Source organism: Roseibium sp. MB-4 (assembly GCF_053005265.1).
Window position 1 is genome coordinate 183,698 of the sequence record NZ_JBRKQB010000003.1, and the last position, 20,537, is coordinate 204,234.

Consider the following 20,537-nt stretch of genomic DNA (forward strand, 5'->3'; position numbering starts at 1 on the left):
GAAAGGGTTGACCGACTCGCTGCTAGCAGACAAATCTGCCAACGTTTTTGCAGCGAATCGGATCCATATGAGCCCGCTTTTTCAGAAGCTTTCCGTCATTCCAAACACGTTTCTGCTCGCTTGGGGATGGCGACGTCGGTTGCTGTGCTTTTTGTGTGGCAGCGCTTCAGCCTTTGCCCTACCGCCATATGGTCTCTTTCCAATCCTTTTTCTAACCTTTTCAGGATTCGTTTGGCTCCTGGATGGGGCTTTGGAGACAAACCGGAGCGGCGTATACAAGCGGCTGCGCACCGGGTTTGCGCTCGGTTGGTTTTTTGGCTTTGGATACTACCTCTCCGGTCTTTGGTGGATTGGCTCGGCTTTTCTGGTCGATGCCGAACAGTTTGCCTGGCTGATGCCGTTTGCCGTCGTAGCAATGCCGATTGGTTTGGCTCTGTTCACGGGCCTCGCCGGAGCCATTGCGGCGGCACTTTGGGGGGACTCCAGGACCCGGGTGCTGCTCCTGGCAGCAGCAATGACGCTTGCCGACTGGCTCAAGGGAACGATCCTGACCGGATTTCCCTGGAACTCTTACGGTTATGCCTTTTCAGAAAGTCTGGCTCTTTCTCAAACGGCCAGCGTTCTGGGCATATACGGTCTGACGTTTCTGGCGTGGAGCATCTTTGCAGCACCGGCCGCGCTCGCGGACAGCAGGCCGCTCCCGCTGCGCGTCTTGCCTGTTGGTTTGGCAGTAGCTGTTCTGGTTCTTATGGCGACCTATGGCGCATACCGGTTGGCGCCTGACACCACTGCGTATGAAGATCTGGATATCCGGATCGTTCAGCCTTCAATCAACCAGCAGGACAAGTGGCGGCCGGAGCTGCGGGACGAGATTTTTCAAACTTACCTTGATTTGACAGAAGCGCCGCTTGGCGGGGAGGGGCGGGTTGGAACACCACAGCTGGTGGTCTGGCCTGAGTCTGCGGTTCCGTTCCTGCTTACGAGGGAGCCTGGCGCGTTGCATCGGATCTCGGCGGCACTTGGGCAGAACAAAGAGCTGGCGATCGGCGCGGTCAGGGCGGAGACGGGCGAAACCGGCCAAGTCTATTTCAACAGCATCTATTTGATCGGAAATGATGGGACCGTGCGTGGGCTTTACGACAAGGTGCGCCTGGTCCCGTTCGGTGAATATGTCCCGTTCCGCCCATTGCTGGATAAACTGGGTATCAGTAATCTGGCAGGCCCCGGTGCAGGTTTTGAGGCTGGAGACGTGCGGCGCCCCTTGTCAGCAATGGACAAGTACCTGTTTCTGCCGCTGATCTGTTACGAGGCAATATTCCCGGCTGAAACTACTGGTGTGGCACCGAGACCTGCGTTTCTTCTCAATCTGACCAACGATGCGTGGTTCGGCCGGACACCAGGTCCTTACCAGCACTTTGCTCAGGTTCGGCTGCGTTCTATCGAAACGGGCCTGCCCACAATCCGCGCCGCCAATACCGGAATTTCCGGTGTGATAGATGGGTTGGGGCGTGTGGTGACTAAACTTCCGGTATTTGAACGCGGTGTGATTGATGCTCGGCTACCTGTGCGAGAACCGGAAACGATTTACCGTACATTTCTGGATACTCCGATACTAATAATTTCGGTAATTATTGTAATTTTGACCAGTATTCATCGATACAACCGCAATTCCCGTTTAAATTGATATTTTTTGTTTGAGTTGAGTGAAAGAATTGTGATACAACCGTGACATAGCTGATTGAAAGCTAACGTAGGCGTAAGCGGGAAGTTGCGGGCAAACTTTCTTCTTTTCAGGTTTGTGGGGACCTGATTGGGCTTGCGCCAAATAAAAAATATTGGCTGTGAAAGCCAAATGACTAAGAAAGAATAACGCCAATGCCCAGTAAGAAATCACCTAATCCAATCGATATCCATGTTGGAAGCCGTGTGCGCTTGCGCCGCATGATGCTCGGCATGAGCCAAGAAAAACTTGGCGAAGCGCTAGGCATCACTTTCCAGCAGATCCAGAAATACGAAAAAGGCACCAATCGCATTGGAGCCAGCCGGTTGCAGCATATCGCAACTATTCTGAAAGTACCGGTTTCCTTCTTTTTTGAAGATGCGCCTGGAACGCCGGAAGAAGCTGAAGGCTTTGGCGAAACCCAACCCACGTCTTATGTCGTGGATTTCCTTTCCTCGTCGGAAGGTCTGTCCCTCAACAAGGCATTTGTGCGCATAGAAGACCCGAAGGTCCGCCGCCGCATTGTTGATCTGGTCAGATCCCTCGCCGGCGACGAATAATAAAAACAACCATCTTCTTGACGTGGCCCCAAACTTCTTAGATTGATGGCACCTGAAGCGGCGATCGTAATCGCCGCTTCTTTGTATTCATTCCCAGAAGGACGATCGCCAATGGCACGTCAAAATTACCTGTTCACGTCTGAGTCCGTCTCCGAAGGTCACCCAGACAAGGTTTGCGACCGTATTTCTGACGCGGTTGTAGATGCTTACCTCAAAGAAATGCCTGAAGCCCGTGTTGCCGCTGAGACGCTGGCGACCACCAACCGGATCGTGATTGCCGGTGAAACCCGCGGGCCTGCTACCATCACCAACGAATACATCGCGCATTTGGCGCGTATGGCCGTCAAAGACATCGGCTATGAGCAGGACGGCTTCCATTGGGAAGACTGCGATATCGCCGTGCATTTGCATGCCCAGTCTGCTCACATTGCTCAAGGCGTTGATGCTGGCGGTAACAAGGATGAGGGTGCGGGCGATCAGGGCATCATGTTTGGTTACGCATGCCGCGAGACCGAAGAGTTGATGCCGGCGCCAATTCTCTTTTCACACAAGATCCTGAAAACGCTGGCAGAAGCCCGTAAAACCGGCAAGGAGCCGGTGCTTGGTCCGGATGCCAAGAGCCAGGTGACTGTTCGCTACGAAAACGGCAAGCCGGTCGGTGTCACGTCCATCGTCCTGTCGACGCAACATTTGGACCCGGCGCTCACCTCGCCTGATGTCAAAGCAATCGTCGAGCCATACATCCTGTCCTCCTTGCCGGACGGCTGGGTCACGGATGAAACAGTTTGGCATGTTAATCCGACGGGAGCGTTCGTTATTGGCGGTCCGGATGGTGATGCAGGTCTCACAGGCCGCAAGATCATCGTCGATACTTACGGCGGCGCTGCCCCACACGGCGGTGGCGCGTTCTCCGGTAAGGATCCGACAAAGGTTGACCGGTCTGCAGCCTACGCCGCCCGCTATCTGGCAAAGAACGTTGTCGCGGCCGATTTGGCCGATCGGTGCACGATCCAGTTATCGTACGCAATTGGCGTGTCCGATCCGCTGTCGGTCTACGTCGATTTCCACGGCACTGGCCGGTGCGACGAAGCCAAATTGGAAACAGCTCTGCGTGACGTGATGGGCCTCAGCCCACGCGGTATTCGCGAGCATTTGCAGCTGAACAATCCGATTTATGAGCGCACCGCAGCTTATGGTCACTTTGGTCGGCAGCCGGATGCCGATGGCGGGTTCAGCTGGGAAAAAACAGACCTGGTTGACGAACTGCGCTCGCTTGCAGGATAAGCCGGACCCAGAAAGGTCCACTCACCAGAATGAAGATCGCCGGCCTTTGAGGCCGGCGATTTGGTTTGAAGCAATGAATGATCGATACGAAGGTTCTTTTTTTGGACGCCGGAAAGGCAAGCCGCTCACCCCACGCCGGGAAGCGCTCATGGCAGATGTTCTGCCGGAGCTTTCCCTGGATCTTACAACGCCGCCGCCTGCCGATTTGAAGGACCTCTTCAAGGCAAAGGTTACGTCTGTCTGTTTGGAGGTGGGCTTCGGCGGTGGTGAGCATTTGTTGCACCGGGCCCGGACCAATCAGGAAACCGGGTTCATAGGCATTGAGCCGTTTGTTGGAAGCATGGCAAAAGCCGTTGCTGCCGTAACGGACGAAGACCTCCAAAATGTTCGGCTTTATGACGACGATGCGGTCAATGTCCTAGATTGGATGCCGGAAGCTTCGCTCGATCTCGCATACCAGCTTTATCCGGATCCTTGGCCAAAGAAGCGCCATTGGAAGCGGCGTTTTATCAACGGACAGAACCTAGATCGGTATGCACGCGCCTTGAAGCCTGGAGCCGAATTCCGGTTTGCTAGTGACATCGACACCTACATCAATTGGACACTGCGCCATTGCCGCGACCATCCGGCCTTTGACTGGGCCGCGGAAACCGCGTCTAACTGGAAAACCCCTTGGGAAGGTTGGCCCGGCACACGGTATGAGGCCAAGGCGATCCGTGAGGGGCGCATTGGCCGGTATCTCACCTTCTTAAGGCGGTAGAGCCTGTACCAGAGCAGTGTCAGCTGGAGCAGTGACTGCTGGGCAAATACAGACTCTTTTCCAGCATTCACCCCAAGCCCCTTGCCTTTGAGGGGTGTTTGGCGTTATACAGCCGGTGTTTCATCTCAAACGGCTTATATGAGCTCTTGAGGGTGGGCCCGCCGGGGACCCGCTCTTTTTTGCTTAACCCCATGCCGGAAACCGAATGTGATATTGCCGGGCAGCACCTGAGTTTATCTCTAAGCTCGATGCCCAACTGAAACAAAACTGCCTCAAAATGGCAGAATGGAGCCGGGTATTGAGCGACCAAGAACCGAGAATTGTCACCGAACAAGGGCTTGATGCCCGTGTTGCGGCAATTGTTGAGCCGGTTATTGAAGATCTCGGCTACCGGCTCGTGCGCACCAGGATCAGCGCGGCAAACGGATGCACGCTGCAGATCATGGCCGAGCGCCCGGACGGCACCATGACGGTGGATGATTGTGAATCAATCAGCCGGGCTGTGTCGCCTGCTTTGGATGTCGAAGATCCGATCAACCGGGCTTATCACCTTGAAGTGTCGTCTCCCGGCATTGATCGGCCGCTTGTGCGCGCCGGTGATTTTGACCGCTGGGCCGGTCACGAAATGAAAGTCGAGATGGACGTCATGCAAGATGGCCGCAAGCGGTTCCGCGGAACGCTTCTCGGCGTTGAGGGTGCGTCGGCAAAAATGCGTTTGCCTGATGCTCCCGAAGGTGAAGTAGATACAGTTCTGCTTCCGATGGAAGATATTGGCGAAGCCAAACTGGTCTTGACCGATGACTTGATTACGGCAGCTCTTCAGGCCGAAAAGGCGGCCTTGGCCGCACGCGGCGAGAGCGCCGATGAGTTGACACAGGATAACACGCCGAACTGAGCCTGAGCTCGTTGGCACTTGGATGAACGCGCCCGACCCGACCCTTGGCGCAAGAGGAGTGGATTATGGCAATCAGCGCAAACCGGCTTGAACTGCTGCAAATTGCGGACGCAGTTGCTCGGGAAAAGTCGATCGACCGGATGATCGTCATCAATGCAATGGAAGATGCCATCCAGAAGGCAGCCCGCTCGCGTTATGGCACGGAAACGGAAGTTCGCGCAGAAATCAATCCGAAAACCGGCGATATCCGTTTGCAGCGTCTGCTTCAGGTTGTGGAAGCTGTCGAGAACGTCTCCACCGAGATTTCTCTGGACGATGCCACAGCGCGCAATCCGGAAGCCGGTCTGGGTGATTTCATCGCCGAGCCGCTGCCGCCGCTGGACTTCGGCCGCATTGCCGCTCAGTCTGCAAAGCAGGTTATCGTTCAGAAGGTTCGCGAAGCAGAGCGTGATCGTCAGTATGACGAATTCAAGGATCGTGTTGGCGAAGTCATCAACGGAGTTGTTAAGCGTGCCGAATACGGCAACGTCATTGTCGATCTTGGCCGGGGCGAAGGAATTGTTCGCCGCGATGAGCTGATCCCGCGTGAGATCTTCCGCACGGGCGACCGCATCCGGGCAATCATTTACGACGTGCGCCGCGAGCAACGCGGTCCGCAGATCTTCCTGTCCCGGACCCATCCGCAGTTCATGGCCAAGCTGTTTGCCCAGGAAGTCCCGGAAATCTATGACGGTGTCATCGAGATCAAATCTGTCGCTCGTGACCCAGGGTCCCGCGCAAAGATCGCAGTAATCTCGAAAGACAGCTCCATCGACCCGGTTGGTGCGTGTGTGGGTATGCGTGGGTCCCGTGTGCAGGCCGTTGTTGGCGAGCTTCAGGGCGAGAAGATCGACATTATTCCTTGGAATGACGAGGCAGCCACGTTCATCGTCAACGCGCTGCAGCCGGCCGAAGTTGCCAAGGTTGTTCTCGATGAGGATGCCGAGCGTATTGAAGTTGTCGTTCCGGATGACCAACTGTCATTAGCGATCGGACGCCGTGGTCAGAATGTGCGGCTGGCATCCCAGTTGACCGGCTGGGCGATCGACATCATGACAGAACAGGAAGAATCCGAGCGCCGCAGCAAGGAATTCCAGGAACGGTCTCAACTGTTCATGGACGCCCTCAATGTTGATGAAATGGTTGGTCAGTTGTTGGCGACAGAAGGGTTCACATCTGTTGAAGAGGTCGCCTATGTGGAGATCGAAGAAATCTCCATGATCGAAGGCTTTGACGACGACACGGCAGTTGAAATCCAGGCGCGCGCCCGTGACTATCTGAATGAGCTGGAAGCAAAGCTCGATGAAGAGCGGATCGAACTCGGCGTTTCAGACGAGTTGCGCTCGATTGATGGTCTGACAAGCGCTATGCTGGTGGCTCTCGGCAAAGACGACGTCAAAACGATGGAAGACCTTGCCGGTTGCGCTGCGGACGATCTGGTTGGTTGGACCGAGCGCAAAGATGGCGAGACCAAGCGATATGATGGTGCGCTGTCCGCTTATGATGTTTCCCGCGCCGACGCGGAAAACATGGTAATGGCAGCCCGTCTGGCGGCCGGCTGGATTACCGAAGAAGAACTCGCTGCCCAAATGGCAGAAGAGGAAGTTGAATCGGAAGAGATCGAAGCTGAAGAGGAAACTGTTGAGGAAGCACCGACCGGTGCGATCCTGAACGGATAATTCCATCGGCTGGACTAACGAGGTCGAGTGCCTCTAGTGAGCGGTGACGCCTTGGCGGCAACCGCTCAAACAAGACTGAAAGTGGTCAACGCGGTTTGCGTCGCTGCCTGAGCATCGGGCGCACGGTTGATCGAGAGGAGTGGCAGCGTGCCAAGGAAGAATGAGCCAACCGAACGGCAATGCGCCGTCACCCGGGAGGTTCAGCCCGTCAGCTCGCTGATCCGGTTTGTGCTTGATCCTGAGGGTCAGGTTGTTCCGGATCTGAAAAGGGTTCTGCCGGGGCGCGGTGTATGGGTAACAGCGTCGACCGATGTCGTCTCTGTTGCCGAGAAAGACCGGAAGAAAGTGTTTGGCCGGGGCTTCAAGACCGAAGTCAGCGTCGAACCTGGATTGGCCGAGCGTGTCGATGCGCTCATGGAAAAAAGTGCGCTTCAGGCGCTTTCCATGACTCGCAAGGCTGGCGAGCTGATCACCGGTTATTCGAAAGTTGACGCAGCCTTGCGGCGGGATCCCGTCGTAGGACTGATCCATGCCTCGGATGCTGCAGAAGACGGGGTACGGAAACTGGCGGCCGTGGCCGCGGGTAGAAATGAAGAAGCAAACGGATGCCAAATCGTCCGTTTGTTCGATTCGGACCAATTGGATTTGGCATTGGGCCGGTCAAATGTGATACATGCTGCACTGCTTGCGGGGCAGGCCAGCGAAAATTTCCTGTCACGGGTACGTGACTTGGAGCGTTTTCGCGGCTATTCCGTCGCAGACGACGAAAAGAGCAACGCATAGCAGGGCGGTTGCGCAGGACTGAAGGCAATATGAGCGATACGAAAAATCCGGGCGACAAGACAATCAGCGTTGAGCGTGGCAAGACGCTTGGCCTAAAGCGTGGTGGCGGCGATTCAGGAACTGTTCGCCAGTCCTTTTCGCATGGCCGGTCAAAGGCCGTCGTCGTGGAAAAGAAGAAGCGCCGTGTCGTCCTGCCGGGCCAAGAGCCGAAACCGGAAGCTCCGGCTCCGGTTACGCAACGCCTTGAAACACCTTCCGAGGTGCCGCCGCGCAAGCCGGACGCACCGGCTGCCCGCCAGGGGCGCAAGCCAGGTGGCGGACAACGGCAAAAAGGCAATGGCAATGTGCTGCGCACGCTGACGCCTGAAGAAGCGAAAGCGCGTCAGGCTGCACTGCTGATGGCCAAGGAGCGCGAGGTTGAAGAAGCCAAGCTCCGCGAGGAAGAGGCCAAGCGCCGCGCCGCCGCAGAAGCTCAGCGCAAGCAGGAAGAAGAAGTTCGCGCTAAGGCAGAAGCCGAAGAGCGGCAAAAACGCGAAGCCGAAGAAGCTCAGGCAGCTGCGGAGCAGGCAAAGGTTGCCGAAACTCCGAAAGTTGAAGAAGCTCTTGCTGAAGCGCCCGCCGCAAAGGCTGCGCCGCAAGAACGTCCAGCTCAGCGCCGCGAAGTTCGCAAAGCGCCGGGCCGCGACGACAGCAAGCCACGCAACTTGAATGACATGGGCCGCCGCAAGACAGAAACTACGGCCAGCCCGAAACCGGAAGAGCGTCCGGCCGCTGGTGCAGATGATCGCGGCGCAGCCAACAAAAACCTGCGCGCGGTTAAACGTCCGAAACAGGCCCCGGCTCCGGCTCCGGCACGTCCGAAGGGTGGCGACGATCGCCGCCGTTCGAAGCTGACGATTTCTGCCGCTACCGGTGGTCACGATGGGCAGCGGACACGCTCGCTTGCCTCCATGCGCCGCCGTCAGGAAAAGGCAAAGCGCGGCCAGCAGCAGGTTGTTCGCGAGAAGGTCATGCGGGAAGTCACGCTTCCGGAAGCGATCACCATTCAGGAACTCGCCAACCGCATGGCAGAGCGCGCTGTTGACGTGATCAAGCTTCTTATGAAGCAAGGCCAAATGCTCAAGATCAACGATGTAATTGACGCCGATACGGCCGAACTCATCGCTGAAGAAATGGGCCATACGGTTAAGCGCGTTTCCGAAGCCGATGTTGAAGAAGGTCTCTTCTCTTCGGACGACGATGAGGGCACCTTGCAGCCGCGTCCGCCGGTGGTGACAATCATGGGTCACGTCGACCATGGTAAGACATCGCTTCTGGATGCTGTCCGCAAGGCCAAAGTCGCAACCGGTGAAGCAGGTGGCATCACTCAGCATATTGGTGCCTATCAGGTCGAGCAGGACGGCAACAAGATCACCTTCATCGATACTCCGGGCCACGCGGCGTTCAGCCAGATGCGTGCACGCGGTGCGAAGTCGACCGACATTGTGATCCTGGTGGTTGCCGCCGATGATGGCGTCATGCCGCAGACCAAGGAAGCGATTGCGCACGCCAAGGCAGCGGATGTTCCGATCATTATCGCCATCAACAAGATGGACAAGCCCGATGCAGATCCGAACCGGGTTCGTACCGAGCTTCTGAGCGAAGAGATCGTTACTGAATCTATGGGCGGTGACGTCATCGACGTTGAGGTTTCGGCCAAATCCGGTCAAAACCTCGACAAGCTTTTGGAAATGATCCTGTTGCAGTCCGAAGTTCTGGAACTTCAGGCAAACCCGGATCGGACCGCGGAAGGTATCGTCATCGAAGCACAGCTCGATCGTGGCCGTGGTCCGGTTGCGACTGTTCTGGTGCAGAAGGGCACACTCAAGCCGGGTGACATTCTGGTTGCCGGTTCCGAGTGGGGCCGTGTCCGCGCGATGCTTGACGAAAATGGCAAGCAGGTAAGTGAAGCTGGCCCAGCGAAACCGGTCGAGGTCCTCGGCTTCCAGGGAACGCCGGCTGCCGGTGACATGGTTGCAGTGGTTGAAAACGAAGCCCGTGCCCGTGAGATCACCGACTATCGTCAGCGCCAGATCCGCGAGAAGGCATCTGTCGTTGCATCCGGGACACGTGGCTCGCTTGAGCAAATGATGAACCGTCTGCAGGAAACGGGCCGCAAGGAGTTCCCGCTGGTTCTGAAAGCCGACGTGCAGGGGTCTGCAGAGGCCATTGCACATGCGTTGAACGAGCTTGGAACAGACGAAGTCGGTGCGCGCATTCTGCTGTCCGGCGTGGGCGGCATCACGGAAAGCGACATCACGCTGGCGGCGGCATCCAAAGCGCCGATCCTCGGCTTCAACGTGCGTGCGAACAAGCAGGCCCGTGAAGCGGCTCAGCGCGACGGCATCGAGATCCGTTACTACAACGTGATTTATGATCTCGTCGACGACATCAAGGCAGCCATGTCCGGCCTTCTGTCGCCAGAGCGCCGCGAGACCTTCCTTGGCAATGCGGAGATCAAAGAGATCTTCCACATCTCCAAGGTCGGCAAGGTTGCGGGCTGTCTGGTTACCGAGGGCGTTGTGGAGCGCGGCGCGCAAGTCCGCCTCATCCGCGACGACGTGGTCATCCACGAAGGCGAGCTGGGCACGCTCAAGCGCTTTAAGGACGAGGTCAAGTCTGTCGAATCCGGTCAGGAATGCGGCATGAACTTCACCAAGTACCAAGACATGCGTCCGGGCGATGTTATCGAGTGTTTCCGCGTCGAGCACATCAAACGTACGCTCTGATCGCCGGTTACTGATTGGAAGAGATGCGCGCCGGCGGGACTTCAAGGTCACGCCGGCGCCCTTGCATTTGGAGCCTCGACGGCTCGTTAGGAATTGAAATGGCGAAACATTCTGGACAGGACAGTCAGGGACCATCGCAGCGCCAGTTGAAGGTCGGCGAAACGGTTCGTAAGGAGCTGTCCGACATTTTCACACGCGGCCGGTTTTCCGATCCGGACCTCGACGGCGTTATCATCACGATCCCGGAAGTCCGCATGACACCGGATCTGCGTTTGGCGACGTGTCTCGTGATGCCGCTGGGCGGTGTGAATGCTGAAAAGGTTCAAAAGGCCTTGAACCGGAGCGCAAAATATCTCCGAGGTCAGGTCTCCCGCCGGCTGACAATGAAATACATGCCCGATCTGCGCTTTGTCCTTGATACGCGCTTTGACGATGACGACCGGATCGAAACGCTGCTGCATTCACCGGAAGTTGCCCGGGATCTGGACGGTCCGCAGGAAGATCAGTGAATTGCTTGGAAAGCCTATAGGGCGTCACGTTAGGCAGTGATGATCCCAGGGTGGACAGACGCGTTACGAACAAGAAGAAAAAATGGCCCGCAAACAGCAATTCAAAAGAAAAAAGAACACGATCAACGGTTGGCTGGTATTGGACAAGCCCTATGGCATCACGTCCAACGAGGCCCTCGGCAAGATCAAGCGGATCTTTTCACCGCAAAAGGTCGGTCATGCCGGCACCCTGGATCCGCGGGCCTCTGGCCTGCTGCCGGTGGCCTTCGGGGAAGCGACCAAGACCGTTCCCTTTGTGATGGACGGACGCAAGGTTTACCGGTTTGAGGTGACATGGGGCGCGGAAACCAATACCGATGACACCGAAGGTGAGGTCGTTGCAACATCGGATGTGCGTCCGGATGCCGACTCGATCAAAGCCGTTCTCCCGGAGTACGTCGGCGAAATCATGCAGGTTCCGCCCAAATTTTCCGCGATCAAGGTCGCAGGCGAGCGGGCTTATGATCTGGCCCGTGACGGTGAAGAGGTTGAATTGGAAGCACGGCCGATTGATATGCACCGGCTTGACCTCGTGGAATGCCCGGATGAAAACCGCGCTGTTTTCGAAGCGGAATGCGGCAAGGGTACCTATGTGCGGGCGCTCGCCCGGGACATCGGTCGATGTCTAGGCACATGCGGCCATGTGACGGAATTACGCCGTTTGCTGGTGGGACCATTCGGCGAAGAGGATCTGATCGAGCTTGACGAAATCCTTCAGATGGCGGAGGAGCTTGAAGAGGGTGCGGGCGTCGATGTCCTGGTCGAGGAATTTGTCTTGCCGGTCCGCGAAGCGATGGATGAGCTGGTCGAAGTCACGGTCTCGGATGACGATGCCGCCAAGATCAAAAAGGGGATGTCTGTGCTCCTGCGTGGCCGGGATGCTCCGTTGAACTGTGATGTCGCTTTTGCCAGCCACGCAAGTGTTCCCGTCGCCATCGGTGCGATCGAAAAGGGCCGCTTTCAGCCGAGCCGGGTGTTTCATCTTTAGGGCCAAGCCTGCGATCACAGCCTGACGTTTCGGCTAAACCGTGCCATGATGCCCAGGCACAAACGGCAACGACCGGGTGGAGGGCACTATGAAGCGCGGGCGGAAGATCTTTACGGATACTCGCGGGCGGGCAACGCGGCGCCAAGTGCTGAAAACTGGTGCTGCTGTGGCGCTAACTTCGCCGTTTCTGAATGCAAGTTTAGCGAAAGCCCAAAACGACGACTTCGATGTAATTGTGATTGGGGCGGGCATCGCAGGTCTCACTGCAGCAAGGCGGCTCCAGGACCTCGGATACGCGGTTGTTGTCCTGGAGGCGGCGTCTGCCGTCGGTGGGCGGATCCGGACAGACTGGTCTTTGGGCGCGCCATTTGAGGTCGGTGCCGGCTGGATCCACAGGCCTGAGGGAAATCCGGTTTCAAAACTGGCAGATGCGATCGACGCGCCGACCTACGTCACATCGGACGAAAGCTATCAGGTCTATGCCCAAGATGGCGCTGCTGTTTCGAGATCCACGATCAACTCCAAGTATCGCGACCTGATGCGGCTCTATAAGCGCATTGACGATACGTTCGACAATGATCAGCCGCTGTCTGAGGCGATCCGCCGTTTCTCCAAGGATAGCCTTCAGGATCCGGTGCTTCGCTGGATGATGAGTGCCTACACGGAGTTCTCGACTGGCGGACCTATTGAAAAACTGTCCGCCTACTATTTCGACGAGGACGATGAATATGATGGGGCGGATGTGATCCTGACAAAGGGTTACGATCAGATACCAAAGAGCCTCGCGGACGGTATGGACGTTCGTTTTGATACGGTTGTTGAAGCGATCGAATACGAAGAAGGCGATGGGGCGGCCGTCTACACCTCAAAGGGATCATTCGAATCCTATTTCGTGATTTGTACCGTGCCCCTTGGAGTTCTCAAGAAAGGCATGATCGCGTTTGACCCGCCCCTTCCCAAGGCGCATCAGAAAAGCATCAACGAAATTGGCTTTGGGAGTGTCACCAAACTGGCGCTGAAGTTTGAGCAGCCATTTTGGCCCGAAGACGTTCAGTATCTCGGGTACATGAGCGAACCAAAAGGGCGCTGGAATTACTTTCTAAATTACCGCACCTTCAGCCCTGAAAACATCCTGCTGGGCGTGAGTGTTGGCGATTATCCGTTTGTTGCCGAGGCAATGAGCGATCCCGATATGACCAGCGATTGCATGGGTGCGCTCCGCGCGATGTTCGGTGAAGACATTCCTGCGCCGATTGGTCATATGGCAACACGCTGGTCGAAAGACCCGCATACGTTCGGCGCGTATTCCTATTCTGCGGTCGGAAACACGCCAGCCGATTTTGACCGTTTTGCAACGCCTGTTGCCAATACCATCCTTTTTGCCGGCGAGCACACGACCTTCGATTTTCATGGCACAACCCACGGCGCATACCTGACCGGACTGGCAGCGGCAAACCTGATTGAAGATGAGCTTGCGGAATAACAAGCCGACTGACCGGGTCAGCCGTGCGTTCAACGAACGTCCCTAATCGGCGTATGTGGGGCGCCACTTGAGATTCTTCTGGATTTTCGCAAGGTTTTCCGTCATATTCCGCCGCCATTGGGCATTGAAGCTCAGTACGTCCCTTCAAAACCTTTGCTGACCGACATCTTGGCTCTGGCGCAGGAGGGATCAGGCCGGAAATCCGGCATGTCAACGCGCCCGGTCAACGGGCCCCACCTCTTGAAAGGAAGAGCGATGTCGATCACTGCAGAGCGCAAAGCTGAGCTCATCAAAGAATACGCCACCAAGGAAGGCGACACCGGTTCTCCGGAAGTACAGGTCGCGATCCTGACCGAGCGGATCAACAACCTCACCGAACACTTCAAAGGTCATGGCAAGGACAACCACTCCCGCCGCGGTCTTCTGAAGATGGTTGCGCAGCGCCGGTCCCTTCTGGACTACACGCGTGGCAAAAGCGAAGAGCGTTACAAGACCCTCATCGAGCGTCTTGGCATTCGCCGCTAAGGCTTGTTTTAGACTTGATCAACGCGGTGGGCTTGCCCGCCGCGTTTTTCTTTTTGCCAAAGGGCTCTTTCTTGAGTTCCTAAGGCCTTTGAGTGTTTCCCTTTTGGCTGCAAACGCTCTATAGAAACCTCGTGACATGTCATGGGGCAGGATTGCCAGCGTCTTTTCGATTTCACTGAAAAGATACTTGCCGTCTTGCCCATGACCTGTCCGCCGGTAACCGGCCCATCCGGGGCCGACCGGGAATGTGTTTGCCCGAGATGGACCGCTGAGGAATAGCGGCGGGGCAGACAGGCTATGTTAAGGACAGATGATGTTTGATATTCATCGTGTAGAAGTCGACTGGGGCGGACGTCCGCTCATTCTCGAAACGGGTAAGGTTGCCCGTCAGGCTGATGGGTCTGTTATGGCGACCTACGGTGAAACCAAGGTTCTGGCGACCGTTGTTTCCGCCAAAGAGCCGCGGGCCGGCCAGGATTTCTTTCCGCTCACCGTGAACTACCAGGAAAAGGCATTCGCCGCCGGTAAGATCCCGGGTGGCTACTTCAAGCGTGAAGGCCGTCCGTCCGAGCACGAGACCCTGACTTCCCGTCTGATCGACCGTCCGATCCGCCCGCTGTTTGCTGACGGTTACAAAAACGACACGCAGGTCGTGATTACCGTCCTGTCGCATGACATGGAAAATGCACCGGACATCCTGGCCATGGTCGCAGCTTCTGCTGCCTTGACCCTGTCTGGCGTTCCGTTCATGGGCCCGATCGGCGGCGCGCGCGTTGGTTACATCAACGGCGAATACGTTCTGAACCCGCTGGTCGACGACATGCCGGAATCCGCTCTGGATCTGGTTGTCGCTGGAACCTCCGATGCGGTTCTGATGGTTGAGTCCGAAGCCAAGGAACTCGACGAAGAAACAATGCTCGGTGCGGTCATGTTCGGCCACAAGGGCTTCCAGACTGTCATCGACGCGATCATCAAGCTGGCGGAAGCCGGTGCGAAAGAGCCGCGCGAATTCGTTGCTGCCGATCATTCCGAACTGTTCGGCAAGGTCAAGGCAATCGCGGCTGACGATCTGACTGCAGCTTACAAGATCACAGCAAAAACCGAGCGCAAGAACGCGGTTGATGCAGCCAAGGCCAAGGTTGTCGAGGCGCTGATCACCAACGCTGCCGAAGGTGAAGCGGTCGAGGCGAACGTCCTCGGTGAGCAGTTCAAGAAGCTAGAAGCGGAAATCGTCCGCGGCGGCATCCTGGACACCGGTACCCGCATCGACGGCCGCGATCTCTCCACTGTTCGCCAGATTTCCTCGGAAGTCGGCATTCTGCCGCGCGCACACGGCTCGTCCCTATTCACCCGCGGTGAAACACAGGGTCTTGTTGTTGCAACCCTCGGCACCGGTGAAGACGAGCAGTTCATCGATCTTCTGGAAGGCACCGTGAAGTCTCACTTCATGCTGCACTACAACTTCCCGCCGTACTCTGTCGGTGAGACCGGCCGCATGGGCTCCCCGGGACGCCGCGAGATCGGTCATGGCAAGCTGGCGTGGCGCGCAATCAACCCGATGCTTCCGGCGCATCATGAGTTCCCGTACACCCTGCGGGTTGTCTCCGAGATCACCGAATCCAACGGGTCGTCCTCCATGGCAACCGTTTGCGGCACATCCCTATCGCTGATGGATGCCGGCGTTCCGCTGAAGTCACCGGTTGCCGGTATCGCCATGGGTCTGATCAAGGAAGGCGATCGTTTCGCAGTCCTGTCCGACATCCTGGGTGATGAAGATCACCTCGGCGACATGGACTTCAAGGTTGCTGGTTCTGAGAACGGCATCACCGCGCTACAGATGGACATCAAGATCGACGGTATCACCGAAGAGATCATGAAGGTTGCTCTGGAGCAGGCCAAAGGCGGCCGGATCCACATTCTCGGCGAAATGGCAAATGCCATCACCGAGGCACGCTCCGAGCTTGGTGAGCATGCACCACGCATCGAAATGATGAAGATCCCGGTCGACAAGATCCGTGAAGTCATCGGTTCGGGCGGCAAGGTCATTCGCGAGATCGTTGAGAAGACCGGCGCGAAGGTCAACATCGAGGACGACGGCACCGTCAAGATCGCCTCTTCCGATGGCAAAGCCATCAAGGCGGCTGTCAACTGGATCAACTCCATTGCAGCTGAGCCTGAAGTTGGCGTGATCTACGAAGGCACCGTTGTGAAATGCGTTGACTTCGGCGCGTTCGTCAACTTCTTCGGCGCAAAAGACGGCTTGGTACACATCTCCCAGCTGGCTCCGAAGAAAGTTGCCAAGGTCACCGATGTGGTCAAGGAAGGCGACAAGGTCTGGGTCAAGCTCATGGGCTTCGACGAGCGTGGCAAGGTCCGCCTATCCATGAAGGTTGTTGACCAGGAAACTGGTCAGGAAATCCCGAAAGACGCCGAATAAGCTTCAAAAGCTTCTTAAATAGAAGACGCAGGTGCCAATCGGTACCTGCGTTTTTTTTGTGCCCCAAGTGGACAGGTCAACGTGTTTACGTGGGTCTAACTGACCTTCAACTGCAGTTCGGTCTTAAACGGTTCTTCGGCCAGGAATTGGAAGAAATCTTCTCTTGGCATCGGTTTGCCGAAGTAAAAGCCCTGAATCTGACGGCACCCCATGCGCATCAAAATGGTGTTCTGTTTGCGGGTCTCTACGCCCTCACAGACCACACTGATCGACAACGCATTTGCCATGGTCACAATGGCACTGACCAGCGCCTGATCGTCCGTGTCTGTCTCAATATCCTTTATGAAGGAGCGGTCGATTTTGAGGGTATCGATCGGCAGTCGCTTGAGATAGCTCAAGGACGAGTATCCAGTCCCGAAATCATCAAGTGACAGTTTGATGCCCAGGGTTTTGATAGCCATCATGATGGCAACCGGATCGATTTGGCTGTCATCAAACATAACGCTCTCAGTGATCTCCAATGTCAGCTGGTCCGGCCGCATGCCCGCGTTGTCGAGAGTGGATTTCAAGAGGTCAACAAAGCCGTCTTCCCGGCATTGGCGCGGCGATATGTTCACCCCGATACTCTGAAGAGTGTGTCCGCGCGCACGGCAATCTGAAAAGAATGCGCAGGCCTTTTTCAGAACAAGCTTTCCAAGTGGGACAATCAAGCCCGTTTCTTCAGCGACGGGAATGAACTCTCCCGGCGACACAAAGCCGAGTTCAGGATCGGTCCATCGCGCGAGGGCTTCGCAACCCGACACAGTACCAGTGGCGCAATTGATTATCGGTTGGATATAGATCTCAATCGCATCATTCTCGATGGCTTTTCGAAGAGCGGCTTCGAGCATCAGCGCCCGCGTCATTCGATCATTCGTTTGCTTTGAGAAGAACCGGAAAGCATTGCCGCCATCGGTCTTCGTTTGATGCATGGCGGATTCGGCCTGTTTCAAAAGCGCGATATCTGTAAAGCCGTCCAGCGGAAATACAGAAATGCCGATACTGGCCGTCAAAACCGCATCCTGCCCGTTGCCGACATCAATTCTTTTGGAAACAGCGCCTAAGATTCTCTGGGCGACCCTTTCTGTCTCCCAGTCATCTTCGGTGTCAGTCAGGAGCACGGCAAACTCATCACCGCCAAGGCGGGATACTGTATTGCTGGGGTCAACGGTTTCCTGAATACGATTTCCAACCTCACGCAGGATCGGATCGCCGAGATCATGACCATGGAGATCGTTCACCGTTTTGAATCTGTCCACATCGACAACAAGTACCGCACCGGCCTTTTCTGTCCTGTCTCCGTGGACGAGACTTTGGCGCAGACGGTCTCTGAACAGATTGCGGTTCGGAAGACCTGTAAGAGCGTCATAGTTTGCATGTTTTTCAATCAGCTCTTCTTGTTCCTTGCGTTCCGTAATGTCTGTGATCGTGCTGTGAATGGCAGTGACGCCGTTCCAGGTGGTCATGCGAACATGTTGCTCAAGCCAGACCGACTCTCCTGAAGCTGCTCTGCCCAAGACTTCATAAACGGCCGGCGCGATGCCACCCTCTTGCCGTATCCGGCGATAGGTTCGCATGCGCTCATGTTCTTCGGGAGCATAGATATCCCATATCGACTGACCAATCAGTCTGTCCGCATCACCCGGTTCGTATCCCAGGATTTTGAGCAATGCGTCATTGACGTAAAGGATCTTGGCATCGGAATGGATCACAATCCCCTGCAGCGATCCGTCAATGAGTTCTCGGAATTGGGCATTCGTCTTTTGAACGGCATCAAAGGCGCTGTCAAAAAGTGTGCCGAGGCGGTTGTATTCTGCAATCCGACCGGGTTCGTACTTGGCGCCTGATCCCTTAGCCGCCCGTCCACCTGCGTAATCCACGAGAGCGTTGAGGTTTGCGGCGGTAAACTGATTGATCAGGAATGCGGCTGAAAACGACGCAATCCCAATGTAGAGGAGAAATGGAAAGAAGATGTCCAGATAGGTGGATTCTATATTTTCGACAATGTCGCTTTTGGACTGCGTGATAATCTTTATCGGGTCTGTGCCAGTTTCGCCTAGGAGAACCGTGCTTGATGTCAGTGTGCCGTCATGAAGGCGGAACGCCTGCGCGCCGAGCTCATCAAGTGTGTTCGAGAGTTCTTCGTTATTGGCAAACTTGCCGTAAGAGGCCAGCGAAGCAGTCCCAGAGATGATCGCAATATCTCCTGTGCCTAGGACACTTGAGAGGTTGTCGAGAAGCGCGTAAGCATCGTTGAACAGGGATCCACCGACAAGCCGGGCAATGACACGGCCGGTTTCTGGATCCACCACTGGTATGGAAATGACCGTGAGTTTCGTTGCGGGCTCGGCGCTGCCGTCGCTGTAGAAGCGCCAAACATCTGGTGGCATCGTTCTCAGAGTTTGTCCCGGTAGTACGGAGCCGACGTCAACAAGGGCAAGACTGGAATTCAGCCATCCCATCTGCCGTTCATGATCGAGTATAAGCACGTCAGGGACGACAGCCGATGCATTTTGGCCGACGACCTCCATGATCCTTGCAGCCTTCCGGGCATCGTAATCAATAACCGACTGAATGAAATCATCGTTCAGGGCAATCGTACGCAGCTGGCTTTCGATGTCCTTCAAATAGGACTCGAAAACCAATGTCGTGAGGGACTGTTCGCGCTTTGCATTGCGTTCAGCTTCCAACTCAGCGACGGACAAACTTCCAAGGTAGGTGATGCCAAAAAGCGCAACAGCAGTTGCCATGAGGCCGACCACAAACAGGCCTCCGACCAACCAGCTGAACTTCACACCTTTTGTCTTCATTTTGAGTACCGGAAGGCCCGCGCCTTCAATTCTTGAATATCTCCAGCAGAGTTCTCCTTGGTGACAAGCGCGAACTCACCGGAGAACACCACCGGGATCTGGTCACTGTTTCCTGTCTGGTCCAAGACAATCGCCTCAGCCATGGCAACACCGTTGTCATCGTTCATCCGCATTACCGTGGCATCCAGCTTTCCTTGCAGGATGGCATCCAGTTCGGCAGCGCCCCCACCCCATCCGTTGGTCATGACGGTTCCCTGGTTGTCACTTGCCGCGATGGCGTCCATGACACCGAGAGCGATGTCAGTTGAGCACGCATAGATGAACGATAGGTTTTGATGTTCTTGAAGAATGCTTTCTGTCGCCTGCCGCGATTTTTCCCGGTCATACCCAACGTAGTAGGAGGCCTTGAGGTTCATGGCTTCCGGATCTGAATAAGCCTGCAAGAAAGTGTTGCCCCGGGCTCGGCTGACGTATCCGCGAGGCCCGAACAGAATTGCAAAGTCCTGTTTTTGGCCGATCTTGGTCTTGTAGTGGTCGATGAGAAGCTGGGTACCGGCCACATGGTCGAAACCGACATAAAGAAAGGGCTGCCGTTCTCTCCAAACCTTCAGCGGCGTCGTAATGTTTTGCAGGATGATCTTAGGTTCTCCACGGGCGATGAGGCGTTGAACAATCGGCTTGTGGCGTAGAACGTCCAGAGTGAAAACCAGATAATCCGGATTGCTTGCCAGAGCCTGTGTGATCAACGCGGCCTGGCCGCCCGCATCCGATGATGATCCAGAAAAATAAGACTCGATCTTGCGAGGGAGACCAATCTCGTCCATCCGCGCTTCAAACGACGCGAGACTGCGGCGCCAATAATCTGATGCCTGGCTGCCCGGATATATGATTGCGACTTTAACCGGATTGACTTTGGTTTCCAGCGGGATCGCCGGCGCCGACACGCGTTGCGCAAAGCCTTCTGCGGCAGACCGTTGTTTTTTATTCAGCGCGGTAAATTCGGTGAGCGACCAGAATTCGTCCAAACTCGTGTCTTGAGCTGTAGCTGTCGTCAAATATGCAAGGCTCAAAACAAAGGAGACTGCCAAAGATGTAAATAACGATCTTCGTACGGCTTTTCGAAATATATCGAGTTGGCTCATACCGAAACCGCTCGCCATAAATACTGATCCGAGATAACTGGCGTTCATTGTGATTGTGGTTTTATATGATGCAATCA

At 55.9% G+C, this 20,537-nt stretch carries 15 protein-coding genes; 13 read left to right on the plus strand and 2 right to left on the minus strand.

Translation table 11 applies throughout. From position 1 onward, the window contains the following. Positions 1-67: 67 nt before the first annotated feature. The 13 genes from lnt to pnp all read left to right on the plus strand — a co-directional run bounded on the left by lnt (position 68) and on the right by pnp (position 16,469). Positions 68-1,684: an apolipoprotein N-acyltransferase gene (gene lnt / locus ACVDG4_RS17380; RefSeq protein WP_447236040.1), complete on the plus strand. Its 1,617-nt coding sequence runs from the start codon at positions 68-70 to the stop codon at positions 1,682-1,684. A 191-nt stretch (positions 1,685-1,875) separates the two neighbouring features. Continuing rightward, positions 1,876-2,280: a helix-turn-helix domain-containing protein gene (locus tag ACVDG4_RS17385; protein WP_094073420.1), complete on the plus strand. Its 405-nt coding sequence runs from the start codon at positions 1,876-1,878 to the stop codon at positions 2,278-2,280. Positions 2,281-2,391: 111 nt separating this feature from the next. Next, positions 2,392-3,564 (plus strand): methionine adenosyltransferase, encoded by a 1,173-nt coding sequence (gene metK / locus ACVDG4_RS17390; RefSeq protein WP_409685431.1) that lies wholly within the window; start codon positions 2,392-2,394, stop codon positions 3,562-3,564. A gap of 73 nt (positions 3,565-3,637) precedes the next feature. Beyond that, complete coding sequence (gene trmB / locus ACVDG4_RS17395; RefSeq protein WP_447236041.1) at positions 3,638-4,324, plus strand: tRNA (guanine(46)-N(7))-methyltransferase TrmB; 687 nt, start codon at positions 3,638-3,640, stop codon at positions 4,322-4,324. Positions 4,325-4,622: 298 nt separating this feature from the next. Next, positions 4,623-5,219 (plus strand): ribosome maturation factor RimP, encoded by a 597-nt coding sequence (gene rimP, locus ACVDG4_RS17400; protein ID WP_447236043.1) that lies wholly within the window; start codon positions 4,623-4,625, stop codon positions 5,217-5,219. 65 nt (positions 5,220-5,284) lie between these two features. After that, a complete protein-coding gene (nusA, locus tag ACVDG4_RS17405; protein WP_447236044.1) occupies positions 5,285-6,937 on the plus strand; it encodes a transcription termination factor NusA in 1,653 nt (550 codons plus the stop codon). Positions 6,938-7,084: 147 nt separating this feature from the next. Then, positions 7,085-7,720, plus strand: a complete 636-nt coding sequence (locus ACVDG4_RS17410; protein WP_447236045.1) for an RNA-binding protein — start codon at positions 7,085-7,087, stop codon at positions 7,718-7,720. A gap of 29 nt (positions 7,721-7,749) precedes the next feature. Beyond that, positions 7,750-10,488, plus strand: coding sequence for a translation initiation factor IF-2 (gene infB, locus ACVDG4_RS17415; RefSeq protein WP_306148014.1), 2,739 nt, complete (start codon positions 7,750-7,752; stop codon positions 10,486-10,488). A 98-nt stretch (positions 10,489-10,586) separates the two neighbouring features. Beyond that, the gene (rbfA, locus tag ACVDG4_RS17420; protein WP_447236047.1) at positions 10,587-10,997 is read left to right on the plus strand and encodes a 30S ribosome-binding factor RbfA; all 411 of its coding nucleotides are present in this window, start codon (positions 10,587-10,589) and stop codon (positions 10,995-10,997) included. Positions 10,998-11,079: 82 nt separating this feature from the next. Beyond that, entirely contained in the window at positions 11,080-12,024 is a 945-nt protein-coding gene (truB, locus tag ACVDG4_RS17425; RefSeq protein WP_447236048.1) for a tRNA pseudouridine(55) synthase TruB, read from the plus strand. Positions 12,025-12,112: 88 nt separating this feature from the next. Then, positions 12,113-13,507, plus strand: a complete 1,395-nt coding sequence (locus ACVDG4_RS17430; RefSeq protein ID WP_447236049.1) for a flavin monoamine oxidase family protein — start codon at positions 12,113-12,115, stop codon at positions 13,505-13,507. A 255-nt stretch (positions 13,508-13,762) separates the two neighbouring features. Continuing rightward, complete coding sequence (gene rpsO / locus ACVDG4_RS17435) at positions 13,763-14,032, plus strand: 30S ribosomal protein S15 (RefSeq protein ID WP_133949282.1); 270 nt, start codon at positions 13,763-13,765, stop codon at positions 14,030-14,032. Positions 14,033-14,345: 313 nt separating this feature from the next. Next, complete coding sequence (pnp, locus tag ACVDG4_RS17440) at positions 14,346-16,469, plus strand: polyribonucleotide nucleotidyltransferase (protein ID WP_447236050.1); 2,124 nt, start codon at positions 14,346-14,348, stop codon at positions 16,467-16,469. 95 nt (positions 16,470-16,564) lie between these two features. Here pnp and ACVDG4_RS17445 read toward each other — a convergent pair whose 3' ends face one another. Together ACVDG4_RS17445 and ACVDG4_RS17450 are read right to left on the minus strand one after the other, a co-directional pair. Continuing rightward, positions 16,565-19,318 carry an EAL domain-containing protein gene (locus tag ACVDG4_RS17445; RefSeq protein WP_447236052.1) on the minus strand — a complete coding sequence of 918 codons (2,754 nt, stop codon included), beginning with the start codon at positions 19,316-19,318 and terminating at the stop codon, positions 16,565-16,567. After that, positions 19,315-20,373: a substrate-binding domain-containing protein gene (locus ACVDG4_RS17450; protein WP_447236054.1), complete on the minus strand. Its 1,059-nt coding sequence runs from the start codon at positions 20,371-20,373 to the stop codon at positions 19,315-19,317. Before ACVDG4_RS17450 ends, ACVDG4_RS17445 begins: the two co-directional genes overlap by 4 nt. Between the last annotated feature and the right edge of the window lie 164 nt (positions 20,374-20,537).